The sequence below is a fragment of the Marinobacter psychrophilus genome, assembly GCF_001043175.1.
Lineage (GTDB): Bacteria > Pseudomonadota > Gammaproteobacteria > Pseudomonadales > Oleiphilaceae > Marinobacter > Marinobacter psychrophilus.
Genome location: NZ_CP011494.1, coordinates 82,269 through 96,664, shown reverse-complemented (window position 1 = coordinate 96,664; position 14,396 = coordinate 82,269). Strand labels below are relative to the sequence as shown.

The 14,396-nt window shown below is 57.1% G+C and carries 11 protein-coding genes; 5 read left to right on the top strand and 6 right to left on the bottom strand.

The window, feature by feature from the left end; all coding sequences use genetic code 11:
* Positions 1-85 precede the first annotated feature (85 nt).
* A complete protein-coding gene (locus tag ABA45_RS00390; protein WP_014869420.1) occupies positions 86-1,138 on the bottom strand; it encodes a TRAP transporter substrate-binding protein in 1,053 nt (350 codons plus the stop codon).
* Positions 1,139-1,465: 327 nt separating this feature from the next.
* Positions 1,466-2,878, bottom strand: a complete 1,413-nt coding sequence (locus tag ABA45_RS00385; RefSeq protein ID WP_048383537.1) for a sigma-54 interaction domain-containing protein — start codon at positions 2,876-2,878, stop codon at positions 1,466-1,468.
* Between the two features lie 210 nt (positions 2,879-3,088).
* On the opposite strand from ABA45_RS00385, the gene ABA45_RS00380 reads away from it, so the two are divergent.
* Entirely contained in the window at positions 3,089-4,012 is a 924-nt protein-coding gene (locus tag ABA45_RS00380) for an alpha/beta hydrolase (protein ID WP_048383535.1), read from the top strand.
* A gap of 24 nt (positions 4,013-4,036) precedes the next feature.
* Here the strand turns inward: ABA45_RS00380 and ABA45_RS00375 are convergent, their stop codons facing one another.
* Positions 4,037-4,396: a DUF6164 family protein gene (locus ABA45_RS00375; RefSeq protein ID WP_048383533.1), complete on the bottom strand. Its 360-nt coding sequence runs from the start codon at positions 4,394-4,396 to the stop codon at positions 4,037-4,039.
* Positions 4,397-4,483: 87 nt separating this feature from the next.
* On the opposite strand from ABA45_RS00375, the gene ABA45_RS00370 reads away from it, so the two are divergent.
* The 4 genes from ABA45_RS00370 (at position 4,484) to ABA45_RS00355 (ending at position 9,050) form a co-directional block, all read left to right on the top strand.
* The gene (locus ABA45_RS00370; protein ID WP_053076091.1) at positions 4,484-5,935 is read left to right on the top strand and encodes a DUF2868 domain-containing protein; all 1,452 of its coding nucleotides are present in this window, start codon (positions 4,484-4,486) and stop codon (positions 5,933-5,935) included.
* On the top strand, positions 5,932-7,371 hold the full coding sequence (locus tag ABA45_RS00365) for a GTPase/DUF3482 domain-containing protein (protein WP_048383528.1): 1,440 nt from the start codon (positions 5,932-5,934) through the stop codon (positions 7,369-7,371). Before ABA45_RS00370 ends, ABA45_RS00365 begins: the two co-directional genes overlap by 4 nt.
* A gap of 85 nt (positions 7,372-7,456) precedes the next feature.
* Complete coding sequence (locus tag ABA45_RS00360; protein WP_048383526.1) at positions 7,457-7,852, top strand: ectoine synthase; 396 nt, start codon at positions 7,457-7,459, stop codon at positions 7,850-7,852.
* A complete protein-coding gene (locus tag ABA45_RS00355) occupies positions 7,842-9,050 on the top strand; it encodes an MFS transporter (RefSeq protein WP_048383524.1) in 1,209 nt (402 codons plus the stop codon). Before ABA45_RS00360 ends, ABA45_RS00355 begins: the two co-directional genes overlap by 11 nt.
* A 96-nt stretch (positions 9,051-9,146) precedes the next feature.
* Here ABA45_RS00355 and ABA45_RS00350 read toward each other — a convergent pair whose 3' ends face one another.
* The 3 genes from ABA45_RS00350 to hrpB all read right to left on the bottom strand — a co-directional run bounded on the left by ABA45_RS00350 (position 9,147) and on the right by hrpB (position 14,022).
* A complete protein-coding gene (locus ABA45_RS00350; protein ID WP_048383522.1) occupies positions 9,147-10,322 on the bottom strand; it encodes a type III PLP-dependent enzyme in 1,176 nt (391 codons plus the stop codon).
* Between the two features lie 213 nt (positions 10,323-10,535).
* A complete protein-coding gene (locus ABA45_RS00345) occupies positions 10,536-11,354 on the bottom strand; it encodes an ATP-grasp domain-containing protein (protein WP_048383520.1) in 819 nt (272 codons plus the stop codon).
* A 175-nt stretch (positions 11,355-11,529) separates the two neighbouring features.
* On the bottom strand, positions 11,530-14,022 hold the full coding sequence (gene hrpB / locus ABA45_RS00340; RefSeq protein WP_048383517.1) for an ATP-dependent helicase HrpB: 2,493 nt from the start codon (positions 14,020-14,022) through the stop codon (positions 11,530-11,532).
* Positions 14,023-14,396: the final 374 nt, after the last annotated feature.

Sequence of the window (14,396 nt, the reverse complement as noted above, 5' to 3'; positions counted from 1 at the left end):
AAAAAAGAATGGCCCCGAGGGGCCATTCAGACTTGGTTAGGGAGCACCGGAATCGCTTCCGATGTCTCAGTGTCGGCGCCCGGCCTTACAGATCTGCCGGAACATAGGCGCGTGTATCCCACACCTTGTAGGTTTTCATGAACTCGTTTTGGCTTTCGTAGACGCGCTTGAAGTCAGCATCATTGGCGGATTCTTCCGCAAGCACTTCGTCGGTCACCGCTTTTAACTGACGCAACACATCTAGGGGAATCTGATCGGCTTGAATGCCATTTTCCTGGAAGCCGGCCAGAACCTTACCGTTCTTGTACTCACCCTCAGCCAGGGCCATGGTTGTTGCGGCAGTGCAAGAGGCTACAACCAGCGCTTTCTGCGCAACGGTCGCGTTGTTCCACTCGCCTTTGTTGATCAACATGTACTGGGCAGTGAACTGCTGGTGCCAGCCGGGGAAGAGGTTGTATTTCACTATCTGGTCGAAACCGAGGATCTGATCGATGGCAGGCATCGAGAATTCAGTGGCGTCGATGGTGCCTTTCTCCAGCGCCTGATAAAGCTCACCGCCCGGCATCATGGTAACTGAGGCGCCCAGTTTTTCCAGAACCTTGCCGCCCAGACCCGCGAAACGAATCTTCAGACCTTTATAGTCCTCTAGTGTTTCAATGGGTTCCGAATACCAGCCCGCTGTTTCAGGCCCTATAATGCCGCACAGTTGAGCATGAACTTCAAAGCCCTTGTTGGCATAAACTTCCTGCAGCATTTCATGGCCACCACCGTAGTAGTACCAGCCAGTATAGGCCCAGGGCTTCATGCCAAAGGGTACAGCTGCAAACAGGGGAATCGCAGGTACCTTGCCCTGATCGTAACCAATCCAGGTGTAACCTGCTTCTACCTTGCCATCAGAAACGGACTGCAAGATATCGAAAGGCGGAACCAGCTTACCGGGTTCATAGACGCGAACCTGAATGCTGCCATCGGAAGCGGTGTTGAGGCTATCGGCAACCCAGGCGGCAGGCGAACCCAGGCCGGGGAGATTAGTGGCAAAGGCAACCGGCATTTTCCAGCGCAGGTCATCCGCGAAAGCCGTTCCTGTTGTCAGCACAACCGCACCGGCGATTCCGGCTAGGGCCTTAAAGAGTGTCATTGGCAAGTCTCCTGGCTTTGTTGTTTTATTTGGCCAACAGGACGATTTTCCCGATGGCCTAGTCTGAGGTTAGTCAGAAATCACAGGAAGCGAGACGGACATTTGTAATTTTCGGATCCAACGAAAGCGTCAGTCTTGTTTTCTGTGTTGTTCTGACGTCCTGCTGCTGAGCAGCAGCATATATCACGCCAAAATATTTTTTATTATAAATAACAATAACATAGATAATATTAAGAAATTTACGAGTATCAATCTGTCCGAGATTTCGGACAGATTGATACTATGGTCGTAGGTAATTGTACATAAATCAAGACGTTTGTCCGGAAATCAGGACATTTTTGCCAGTTTCTCGTACAGCATCGAGCGAGAAATACCCAGTAGCCGAGCGGCTTTGGTACGGTTACCCCTGCTTGCAACCAGTGCCTCTGCTATCGCCTGAGCTTCCGCCTCTGCCAGAGTTGCGGCCAGTGGCCTGACGGGCCGCAACCCTATTTTCGAGGCGGGGCGCCCGCCAACCCGAGGCAACACTTTAAACATGGCATCGGCATCCAGCACGCCGCCGCCCTCGCTCATGGTCAGGGCCCTTTCCAGCAAATTGCGTAATTCGCGGATATTCCCGGGCCAGTCATAACTGGCAAGAGCCGCAATACCCGCATCCGTAATCTCCGCACGCACACCCAGCCCCTCGCTGATTTCCCAAAGCAGGGTCTCGCACAGCAATCCGAGATCCGCGAGACGGTCTCTCAGAGGTGGTATAGGGATTTCCAGTACGTTGAGCCGGTAATACAGGTCTGAGCGGAAAATGCCGTCGGCAATCATAGCTTTGAGGTTGCGACTGGTTGCCGCGATAACCCGGACATCTATCGATGTCACCTTGTTGGAACCCAGAGGCTCGACCTCTCCTTCTTGCAAGACTCGCAAGAGTTTGGCCTGCAGCGGCAAAGGCATGTCGCCGACTTCGTCGAGAAACAGCGTGCCGCCGTTAGCGAGCTGGAACTTTCCTTCCCGAAGCTTACGATCAGCCCCGGTATAGGCGCCCGGCGCCACTCCGAAGAACTCGGCTTCCAGCAGGTTATCGGGAATGGCCGCCACGTTCACACCCACAAACGGCCTTTCTGCACGGCTGGAAACAGAGTGGATGGCCTGGGCCAGCACTTCCTTGCCGGTACCTGTCTCACCCAGCAACAGCACCGCCATTTCACGACCGGCAGCCAGGCGCGCACGGCGCTTGACCTCAAGGGCTCCAGGGGTGGCGCCAACAAAATCGCCAAGACTGTATCGTGTGCTCCTCGCTTTTTTAGCCAGCGCCTTGCGAGCCGCAGCGAGATCCTGATGCAAACGTCGATACTTGCTGATCAGCGGGGTAAGCGGCTGCAGGTCGCCGTAGAGCACAAACGCCACGGCGCCTTCGATCTCACCAGCGCCGTCATAAAATGGCAATCGAGTAACCACCAGTTGTTGTTGATGGTGCTCCATGATATCGAGCAGCAGTGGTTTGCCGGTTTCCACAACTTCGGGCATGCGGGTTTCAGGAATCACCTGGCGCACCGGGAGACCGATGACGCCAGCCGGGTCTCCCAAGCTGAGCAGCTGGGCATAGCTGTCATTTATCCAGGTAATACGGGCCTCGCGATCAACCGCAATGGCGCCGACGCTGGCTTGCTCAAACATCGGAAACAGGGCTTCTATCAGCTCCCGCGTCAGACCGCTTTTATTCGTGCCTTTAAACGGTTGGGTCATTGAACAGGTACCGCCGGGGTTCGTGTCATGCGTGGTGAAAACTCGGGTGCCAAATGCACTGCAGGAGTATATGGCCGGCTTTCCCAGGGAGCAAACCGACTGTGATAGCGCCAGCAGAATGGCCTATTACACTGCAACAACGTAATAAAGAGTGTCGCCGGCTAAGGTTCATACTAAGCTGAATATTTTACCAAAAGGAGTTTTCAAGCTATGTCCCACGCCGCCGGTTATCCCGGAAAAATACTGGGTGCATCCATTTTTCTGCTCACAGCGCTGGCGTCATTGCCAGGCTGCAGCCACTACTACGGCGCGAAAAACCTGACTGGCCCAGAACCGGAAACCACCGAATATGACGTGGTAGAAGGCTTGGTATACACCCCGGGGAACTGGCCCCAGGCACTGACCGGCGACTTGTATTTGCCGCAACAAAGTGGCCCCAGCCCAGTCGTACTGATGGTGCATGGAGGCGGCTGGAACAGCCGTTCACCGGCGGACATGGTGTGGATTGCTGAAGAGTTCGCCAGCCACGGATTTGCGGTGTTCAACATTGCCTACCGGCTTGCACCCGAATACACCTTTCCCGCCCAGTTGCATGACCTGCAGGTAGCACGCCAGTGGCTGGCCACTAACGGTTCACGTTATGGTCTGGATGCCCAGCGGGTCAGCGGTTTCGGGTTTTCATCCGGCGCGCACCTGGTTGCGCTTCTGGCAGTGGTTGCAAGCAGCGATAGCGATCTTAATCAGCCTTACGGCGGCGTAAACACACGGCTGCAAGCGGTGGTCGCCGGCGGCATACCAGCGGATTTGGCCCGCTTTGATTCGGGCAAGCTACTGTTTCAGTTTCTGGGCGCCAACAAACAACAAATACCTGAGACCTATCGCATTGCTTCGCCCATCACTCACATAACGCCGCAAACACCACCGTTTTTCCTGTTTCACGGCGGCATGGATTTACTGGTGCCGTTCTCTCAGGCTGAAAATTTCCATCGGGCTTTGTTGAAAAAGGGCGTAGACAGCGGCCTGTTGAAACTGAACTTACGTGGCCACATCACCAGCTTTCTGACCGGCGGCAATGCCGTAGAGCAGGGCCTGAATTTTCTGGCGCGTCAGCAGAAACCCGGAGCCAGCCAGTGACCTGCTCAAGCCTTATATTCAGTATTAGCCCATTCGCAGGTAGGGCAGCAGGCTCACACCTACAATGATTCCCAGAGCGATAATGGCCGCCAGCATACGCAGCGGGTGGCGCCGCAGCATACTGCCATAGCCGGCTTCACCCCGCGCCACACGTTCCTGCCACTCCAACTGCTGCTGGCTTTGGCGCTGCCGCTGATAGCCTGCAAGTAATTGTCGCGCACGCTCGGCTTCGTCGTCATCGTGCACCCAGAAACCGCCCATACTAATGCCCCAAAAACTGGGCGGCGTTTCGTAATAGCGCACTTCTTCACGCTCGAACAGATCCCGAATGTCGTCTGCTTCGTCGTCGGGCACGTGGCGTAAATTCATTAGATGATGGGGCATGGAACCTCGTTGGGGTTGGTCGGTGGCGGCCTTGGCTATATCCTAGCACCAAAGCATGAAGTGCCGAATTCACCAACGAGTTATTCCATGGTAAAGCAGTCAGCGGCAAGACCGTCAATGACCAAGACGCCCATCATCAAACAGCCTCTTCGCCTGTTAATGGATTTCGACGCCCAGATTCAGCGGGACGGTCACCAAACATCAGACTTTATTCATCGTCGCGACCGCAAGTTTGCGCTGCACTGCGAAGAGCACAACAGCCCAAGTGACCCTGCACACTGGCTGGCCTGGCTAGGGCGTTTTGACAACGGCAGCGAGCAATTAGCAGGCACCGGCCAATCCACAGAGCAACGTTGGCAGCGGATCAACAGCGGATTTATAGCGCTGGGCGCGGTTCTGGGTATTATCACCATGGCCGGCCTGTTGTTTTACGACGGTGGCCAACGCATTAATGTGACCGTGATTATTGGTTTTGTGGCTCTGCAACTGCTGCTGGCGTTGCTGACTAGCCTGCAGTCGGTGATGGGATGGCAACCCTGGCGGCCACTACTAAACCGCTTTATGCCTGCTTCCGACCCGGCCTTGCAGCCACTGCAACCGGCTCTTATGGCGCGGGCTACCCAAGGCGGCGGGCTCAGTTTTGCAGTGGCGGCTTTACTTACCCTATTGGCAATGGTGGTGACTCAAGATCTGGCGTTCGGCTGGAGCACCACCCTGAATACCGCCGCCAGCGGCTATCACCAACTCACCAGCGCCCTGGCCACGCCTTGGACATGGCTATGGCCGTCGGCGGTACCAGACCCGGCACTGGTTGAAGCCACCCGGTTTTTTCGCGCCGGCACAAACACCGCGCTCACACCGGCACGTTGGGGTCAGTGGTGGCCGTTTGTCAGCATGCTTTGGTTGATGTGGGTTGTGTTGCCACGCCTGTTGTTGCGCCTGCTGGCGAGCGCACTTGTGCGCTTGCGGACGCGCAAACTGTTGCTGTGCCACCCCGGGCTGCGAGCCCTGCGCGAACGTATGGCAACATCGGTGCTGGATACCGGCGCCGGTCACAATGACGCCGATGACCTGCCCGACACGCGGCACAATACCCTGCTGCAGCCGCTTCCGGAAAAAGCGCAGCTGCTGAGCTGGGCCGGCGCGGGATCTGTCACTGAAGAACAAACACTGCCCGCGGCTCTGGCCGCTATCTGTCCAGGCCAGGCACTCAATGTTGGCGGCTTAGCCAGCCTCAGCCAAGATCAGCAGGCAATTGCCCAGCTCGCTGTCAGCAGCGATGCAGTCACCGCCATTATGTTAGTTCGCAGCTGGGAGCCACCCACGGGCGAGTTGCTGGACTTTTTAGACAGCGCTCGCCACAACTGGCCGGCCAACAGCCGGGTTTTTTTGTTGCCATTAGCGGCCGAAACCCGAAATCCATCCAACACCGCTAAAGACCGCCAACTGCAACCCTGGTTACGTTTTGCAGAACGCTGCCCGCCAGGTTTTGTTACCGTCGGAGATATCACCGTTAACACAGGACTGCCGCAGTCATGAATCAGGCTCCGGTATTTGCCGTGGTGGGTCACCCTAACAAAGGCAAATCTTCGATCGTCGCGACATTGTCCCAAAATGATGCCATCGCTATTGCGCTGGAACCTGGCACCACCCGCCGCAGCCATGCCTACCCGTTGCAGGTAGACGGGCAAGTGCTTTACACCCTGGTGGACACGCCAGGCTTTCAACGCCCGCGACGGGTACTTGAGTGGTTGGAAGCTCATAGCGTTTCGGCATCAGACCGAGCCGCCACGGTAGCTGCGTTTGCTACCCAGCATCGCGGTAATCTGCAGTTCAGCGACGAATGCGAACTGCTGGCACCGTTAATAGACGGCGCCGGCATTATTTACGTGGTCGACGGTTCGGTGCCATACAGCCCTCAGCACGAAGCAGAAATGACCATATTACGCTGGACCGGGCGCCCCAGCTTGGCGCTCATCAACAGCATTGGCGATGAAGACTACGGCGACACCTGGCAGGCGGCGCTGGGGCAATTCTTTCAGATTGTGCGCAAGTTCGATGCAGTTCGGGCGCCTTTCGAGCAACATCTAAGCCTTTTGCGGGCTTTCGGCCAGCTCGAACCGGCCTGGGAAAAACCCCTTGAAACCGCCACCGGATTTCTCGACCGCCAGCGCCAGCAACGCAAGCAACAAGCTGCCACGCTGATGGCGCAAACCCTGCAGCAAATGATGGGCTACCGTCACAGCCGTAGCTTAGCGGAAAACCTAGCTGCCAGTGCCTCCAGCCATAACAAGGGCGCCCTTGCCTCCGAGCTTCGCAAGAGCTGGTATCAGCATCAGCGCCAGCGTGAACATCAGCTGCGAGGCGATATTCAGCAGCTGTACCAACACCGCCAGCTACAACGCCAGGAAGCCGAGCTGGAATGGCAAAGTGAACACGATCTGTTTTCAGAAGACAGCAGCCAGCTCTGGGGCGTGAACAAAGGCTACCTGGCGGGGGTCGGTTTTGGCGCTGGTGCCGTCGGGGGTGTTGGTATTGACGCCCTGACGTTCGGTGCATCTTTTGGCACCGGAGCCCTGATCGGCGGCATAATCGGCGCTGCCGGCAGCTATTTTTATGGTGACCGCCTGCCGTTGCCCACGCTAAAGATAGGGCCTCTTCGCGACGGTGTGAAAACCGCCAGCTTCGGCCCAGTGCCGGACACCCAGTTTGGCTACGTGGTGTTAGGCCGGGCGCTGAGTCACTGGTGGCATGTAAGCGACCGAAACCACGCTGGGCGGGCGCCGCTTGCGCTTGGCACCCCCGACAGCCACTGGTTGGACAGCCTGTCAAAACAGCATCGCAACACTTTGCACCGGGCTCTGGAAAAAGCCCGAAAAGGCAAGGCCGCAGACCTTAGCGATCAGCACAAACTGGGGCAGGTGATTACCCACGCTATGAAGGCTTATAACGAATGGCAGTTGAAAAACATGTGACAGGGGTGTTTATACTACCGGGCTATTCTATAATCGGCCGCTCCGATATTTACCCGGCCGCGCTACTCTAACGTGAGGAATACTAATGAAAATTGTACGAGTTGAGGACATTATCGGTACCGAACGTGAAGTGCACGGCCCAGGCTGGACCAGCCGTCGTATGCTGCTGAAAAAAGACGGTATGGGTTTCTCTTTTCACGAAACAATCATTCCGGCAGGCGCCGAACTGAACCTGTGGTACAAGCATCACCTGGAAGCGGTTTATTGCGTAGCCGGCAACGGCACGATTACGGACAAAGCAACGGGTGAAACCCACGAGATTTCCGACGGCACGCTTTACGCACTCGACAAGCACGATCAGCACACCCTTCGCGGTGGCACTGAAGACATGCGCCTGACCTGCTCCTTCAACCCGCCCGTCACCGGACAAGAAGTACACGACGAAGACGGTGCATACCTGCCGGATACCAGTGAAGACTAACTCAATACCCGCTGCTGCTGAACACAGCAGCACCCTACCGCCACCGGCAGTTACCCTGCTTCCGGTGGCGGTTTTACTTTGGCTGGCCGGTGCTTACCTACGCATACCCATCCTGGTTGCGCCACCTTTAGCACCGTACATTGCCGACGAGTTGGCTTTGTCGCAAACTCTGACCGGCGCATTGACCACCTTACCTATTCTGATGCTGGCCATTGGCGCCATGCCCGGTTCCCTGGCTATTTCCCGCATCGGCCCACGCAATACTCTGGCCCTGGCCATACTGATCATGACCATCGGATCTGCCGCCCGTGGCATTGCGCCGGACACCACTTTGTTGATGGTCGCAGGCGTCGTTATGGGCCTGGGTATTGCCATGATGCAACCGGCGCTGCCGGCACTGCTGCCGCGTTGGCTGGCACCCCACCATATGGCCATGGGCGCGGCAATTTATATGAACGGCATGCTGATGGGTGAGTTCATCGGCGCCGGGATAACCCTGCCGGTGGTAATGCCGCTGTTGGGTGAGAGCTGGCGCGCTACCTTGATTGCCTGGTCGCTGCCGGCTCTGCTGGTGGCTGCGGCGCTTTTCCTACCCAAGCGTGATCTGGCACGGCCCACCCGAAAAGTGGCCTGGCTGCCAGATTGGAATAACCCGCTGACCCTGCGGATTGGCCTGCTGCTGGGCGTATCCAGCTCGTTGTTTTTCGGTTTCAACGCGTACATGAGTAACCTGCTAGAACAGCGTGGTGAACTGGACCAGCTCACCGATGCCCTGTTCTGGTTCAACTTTGCGCAAGTGGTGGCATCTCTTCTGATGCTGAAAATGGCGCGCTTTTGGGTGGGGCGCAAAAGCCCTCTGATTATCGTGCTGATTTTATGCCTGCTGGGAGCCGTCGGCGCCGTGCTGATGCCTGGATTGTTTGGCATTATCAGCGCTACCTTTATGAGCTTCACCGCTGGACTTCTGCTGATCTTGATGGTGGCCGTGCCGCCACTGTTGGTGTCCGCGGCCGAAACCGGACGCTTATCGGCGGGTAACTTTCTGGTGGGCTACACCATCGCTTTCATCGTGCCGATGATCGGCGGCTTGGTATCAGACGCCAGCGGCGACATCCGCCACGCGTTCTGGGTAATAATCGCTTACGGCGTACTAGTATTGCCCATCGCGTTCAGCCTGAAGCTGGAACGCAGCTCATAAAAAACGAGGCCCGTCTGGCCCCGTTTTGTACTGCAACGTTGTCGTCTGAAATCCGTCAGCCAGGCTGCTGATCTGACCTGACTAAATAAACTGTCGCTAAATATAGTAATCTTTCAGTGGCGGGAAGCCGTTGAATTCCACCGCGCTGTAGGTGGTGGTGTAAGCGCCGGTCGAGAACCAGTACATACGGTCACCAATCGCCAGATTCAGCGGCAACGGGTACTTGTGGTCTTCATACATGATGTCGGCACTGTCGCAGGTTGGCCCGGCAATCACGCAGTCCTCGCCTTCACCGACTTTGTCGGTCCAGATCGGAAACTTGATCGCTTCGTCCAGGGTTTCGATCAACCCGGAAAATTTGCCCACGTCGGTATAAACCCAGCGGTGCATAGCAGTGCGGGATTTACGGGAAATCAACACCACCTCGCTTACCAGCACACCGGCGTTTGAAATCAGCGAGCGGCCCGGTTCAATAATGATTTCCGGCAGCTCGTCACCAAAGTCTTCGTGCAAAAAACGGTTAATTTCTTCGGCATACACCTTCAATTCGTTGGTGCGAGTAACGTAATTAGCCGGAAAGCCACCGCCCATATTGATCATTTTCAGTTCAATGCCATCTTCTTCTTTCATGCGCTCGAAAATCACTTTCACTTTAGCCAGCGCGGAATCCCAGGCGCCGATTTCACGCTGCTGCGAACCTACGTGAAACGACACACCGTAAGGCACTAAGCCCAGGTCACGGGCCAGAATCAGAAGATCCATCGCCATGTCCTGTTGGCAACCAAACTTGCGCGACAGCGGCCAATCGGCGGTTTGCGTGCCTTCCGTCAGAATCCGCACGTAGATTTTCGAGCCCGGCGCAGCCTTGGCAATATTGCGCAGATCTGCTTCCGAATCGGTGGCAAACATGCGAACGCCTTTCTCGTAAAATGTGCGTACATCTTTGGCTTTTTTAATAGTGTTGCCAAAGCTTATACGGTCGCCGGTCACACCCAACGCCATTACCTTTTCCAGCTCGTACACCGAAGCGATGTCAAAGCTGGCACCCTTGTCACGCAGCAGAGTCAGAACCTGCGGGGCCGGATTGGCTTTCACCGCGTAATAGACCTGTGCGTAAGGGAAGCCCTCAACCAATTCGTTATAGTGATAATCGATAGTGGCGGTATCAATCACCACAAATGGCGTTTCTTTGCCTTCGGCGAACTGCCGAATACGATTGAACGTGCTTTCGGTGTAATAGTCGGTAATACGGGCGTTGGCTAAATCGGTCATGAGTGGTGTGTCCCTCCACAGGGTATTCAACAGAAAAAAGGCTCTGCGCCTGAGCGGCAAAGCCCAACAATTATCGCGATAATCAGGTTTTTTTTACGGTCCGCATATCAGCATATCTACGTATAAGACAGACCCCGCGAGAATCGCACTGTGGTACAAGATAATCAAAATGCCAGCCGCTGCAAGCGCCGGCCAGCAGGACCCCAGTAGGACTTAAACCGCCACTGGCCATACCGGATCAGGCATCATCGGCTCTTCCGGGTTATGGGGTTCGTTGCACTGGCGCAGGTACGCCAATATCGCATCTTGCAAATCAGTGCCCTGGCCTAAACCCTGATTGCCAAACAGGCGGTTGAATTCCAGTACAAAGGGGTAGCCTTCCACCAGCGCAATATCAAACCCGGCGTGGTTTACCCCCAGCTCCCGCGCCAATCGCAGGGCCAAATCGGTCACGACCGCCGGCACCGGGCTGCAATCGATACGCCCGCCGCGAGCCACGTTATTGTAAAAGCCCTGGTCCGCCTGAGTGCGCCAATAGGCGGTGACGACTTTGTCGCCCACCACTACCACCCGCGCGTCTCGCTCCAGGGGAAGATATTGCTGGGCATAGAGCACGTCAGTACGATCGCAGTAGCGCTGCCAATCGGCACGGTTTTCAATCAGCCACACACCTTCGCCCATACTCGCTTTTGGCAGCTTGGCGACAAAAGGCAGAGCCATGTCCTGCCATATCTGTTCGCGCTCCTCGGGGCCGTTTGCGGTAATCAACGTCCAGGGCGTGTGCTCAGGTGCGACAGCCTGAAACGCCCGAGTCATTTCCACCTTGTCGTGGCCAATGCGGTAGCTGGCAACACTGGGAAACACCCGACATTTCAGGCCATGTACCAGAGCGTTCAACTGCCAATACTCCGGAAACAGCACCCAGTCAGCGTCGCGCAGCAATTCTTTATGGCGCAAAAACTGATCCGGCTTGAGTACGGTCGTATTGGGAAAACCAAGGGTGCGGAAAATATCAAACGAGACACAGTGCATGAGGGTTTCACACAGATTGAAGTGCGCGGATTCTAAGCGTTTTCTGTCCGCTGGCAAGCACTATCGATATAGGTAATTTGACGTTCATCCGATATTGGGAAATCCGTCGAAAACCCCAAAATAAACGACCTGAAAGCTCAAGCCAACCTACACAATGACAAAATGCCATCGAGCGCTAGGATTTACGCTTCACGCCCTGCTGAGCCACCGCGGTCAGCGGATCTTCCGGCCACGGATGTTTGGGATAGCGCCCACGAGTGTCTTTGCGCACCTGTGGATACACGTTGGCCCAGAAGCTGGCCAGATCCGCGGTGACCGCCAGCGGCCGCTGAGCCGGCGATAATAGATGTATTAACACAGGCACCTGACCACCGGCGACGGTGGGCGTTCGCGTCCAGCCAAACAGCGCCTGCAGCTTGGCCGCCAACACAGGGCCGTTTTCCGCGGTGTAATCAAGCGTCACCAAACTACCGGTTGGAATTGTCAGCGCGGTCGGCGCCAACTCGTTCAGGCGTTGCTGCGGGGCGTAATCCAGCAAGCCGTTCAGCACGCCATGCACATTCAGCTTTTGCAGTTCAGCCCAACGGCTCAGGCCCATCAGGTAGGGCGCCAGCCAATCCTCTAGCGAATTCATCAGCGCTGTGTCACTGACATCCGGCCAGTCTTCTGGGAAATGCCGTGCCAGCAGCCCGACCCGCGCCTGCCACTGCCGGGCGCCGGAGGTCCACGGCAAGCTGTCCAGCCCTTTGCGCCGCACCGCGGCCAGCAAGCCCTGTTGCATCAGTTCTGCAGGCGGTTTGGCCAGCGGTTTTTCGGCCAGCAGCAAGGCACCCAAGCGGCGTACCTGGCGCGCAACCACGGTGCCGCGCCGATCATCCCATTCGGCTTCGTCACGTTGCTGAATGTGCGCGGCAAGGTCACTTTCCAGACTCGCCAAATCCACCGGCGCCGCCAGGTAAATTTGCGCTTCGCGAGCCTTACCGTCCAGATCCGCCGCCACCAACCAGTCGTAACGGGCCAGGGCATCGTCGTCGCGCAGCAGCGCACCCTTTCCATTACTAAGCTGGTAACGGGGGGCATCACCGGGCCGGCGGCGGGCTATACGGTCCGGATAGGCCAGCGCCAGCAAACGCCCTACCTCTGTCGCAGTAGACGCCGGCGCAGAAGCATGACTGGCCGAAGGCGTTGCGGGTTCCAAGCGCCTGGCCTGCTTTCGCACTGCCTGAATTCGCGCTGGGTCAACCCGTGCGTGGCCACGCTCACCACGAAGTACCCGCACGCGCTGGTGCATGTCGGCGCCAGCACCCGGCCCCAGCAGATCCCGGTCTTCCAGCAGTGCCGCTAACTCTGACGCCAAGAAGCCTTGCCCCAATGAACGGCCCAGCAATACCATGTGCGCCAACCGCGGGTGAACGCCCAGTGCTCGCGCTGCCTTACCGTGGCTAGTAATAGCGCAGTCTTCACCCAGCATATCCAACAATTGCAGCAACTCCACCGCCTGCTGCCAATGCGCCGCAGGCGGCGGCTCAACCCACTGCAGCTGATCGGGCGACCGCGCGCCCCACTGGGCCAGCTCCAAAACCAGCGGCGCCAGGTCTGCTTCACGAATCTCCGGTGGGGTAAAGTCTGCCAGACCATACTGCTCAGACTCGCTCCACAGGCGATAGCAAACCCCGGGTTGGGTTCGCCCGGCGCGGCCTTTGCGCTGCTCTGCCGACGCTTTGGATACCCGGCCCGTCACTAGCCGCGTCATGCCGCTTCCGGGGTCAAATACCGCCCGCCGCTGCTGGCCGCTATCAACCACCACCCGCACGCCTTCAATGGTCAAACTGGTCTCGGCAATCGCTGTGGCCAGCACCACCTTGCGAGAGCCCTCAGTTGCCGGAGCAATCGCACGATCCTGTTCCGCTGCCTGCAAATTGCCAAACAATGGTGCAACCACCACATCCGACGCTACCTGCCCCGCCAGTGCTTGCGCCACTCTCCGGATTTCACCGGCGCCAGGCAAAAACACCAACACCGAACCCGGCTGCTGAGCCAAGGCCTCAAGCACCACCGCCGTTACCTGGTCTACCACCCGCGGCTGACGTTGCGCAGACGCAGCAGGCCGATACAAAACTTCCACCGGAAACGCCCGGCCCTCGCTGCTAAGAACCGGCACGTCGCCCAGCAATCGGGCAATGGGCGCCGTATCCAACGTGGCTGACATCACCAGCACCCGTAAATCTTCTCGCAGCACTTGCTGCGATTCCCGCACCAAAGCCAGCCCTAGATCCACCTGTAACGAACGCTCGTGAAACTCGTCAAACAATACCGCGGCATAGTCTTCTAACAGCGGATCGCTCTGAATCAAATGGGTAAGAATGCCTTCGGTCACCACTTCAATCACGGTAGCCGCCGACACCCGGGTATCCAGACGCGTACGGTAACCCACCGTCTGCCCGGCTTGCTCCCCCATCTGCCCGGCCATATACCGCGCCGCCGAACGAGCCGCCAGTCGCCGCGGCTCCAACATCAAAATCCGCCTCCCCTGACGCCAGGGTGCATCCAACAATGCCAGCGGCACGCGGGTGGTTTTGCCAGCGCCCGGCGGCGCCTGCAGCAAGGCAGTGGTGTTGGTTTCCAGGGTTTGTTTGAGTTGGGGGAGGATGTGTTCTATTGGGAGCACGTTGCTTCGGCTTCTTGGTTGAGTTCGGTTCGCTGGACTGGGCTGGACTGGGCTGGGATGGGCTGGGCTTAGTCTGCCGGATTGAGAGTTGGCGCGGGAGCAAATTTGAATTTTTGGCCGGAAAAAAACTCGCTGCGCTCAGACACCTTTGTCCGGCCAAAAATTCAAATTCACCCCCACATCCTGCAGAAACCGGTGATAAGTCGAAAGCTTAGCATGGCGAGGCTTCGGTTGACCCGGTGAAAAATTGCCTGAGTCAGTAGGCTTGATAACCAGCCGCTAACGATTACTATGAGCTATAAGCCAAATACCTCTTTAGTCTTTTCCATAACGATATCGACTTTGTTACATAGAGCGGGGTGGTGGGGAATTTT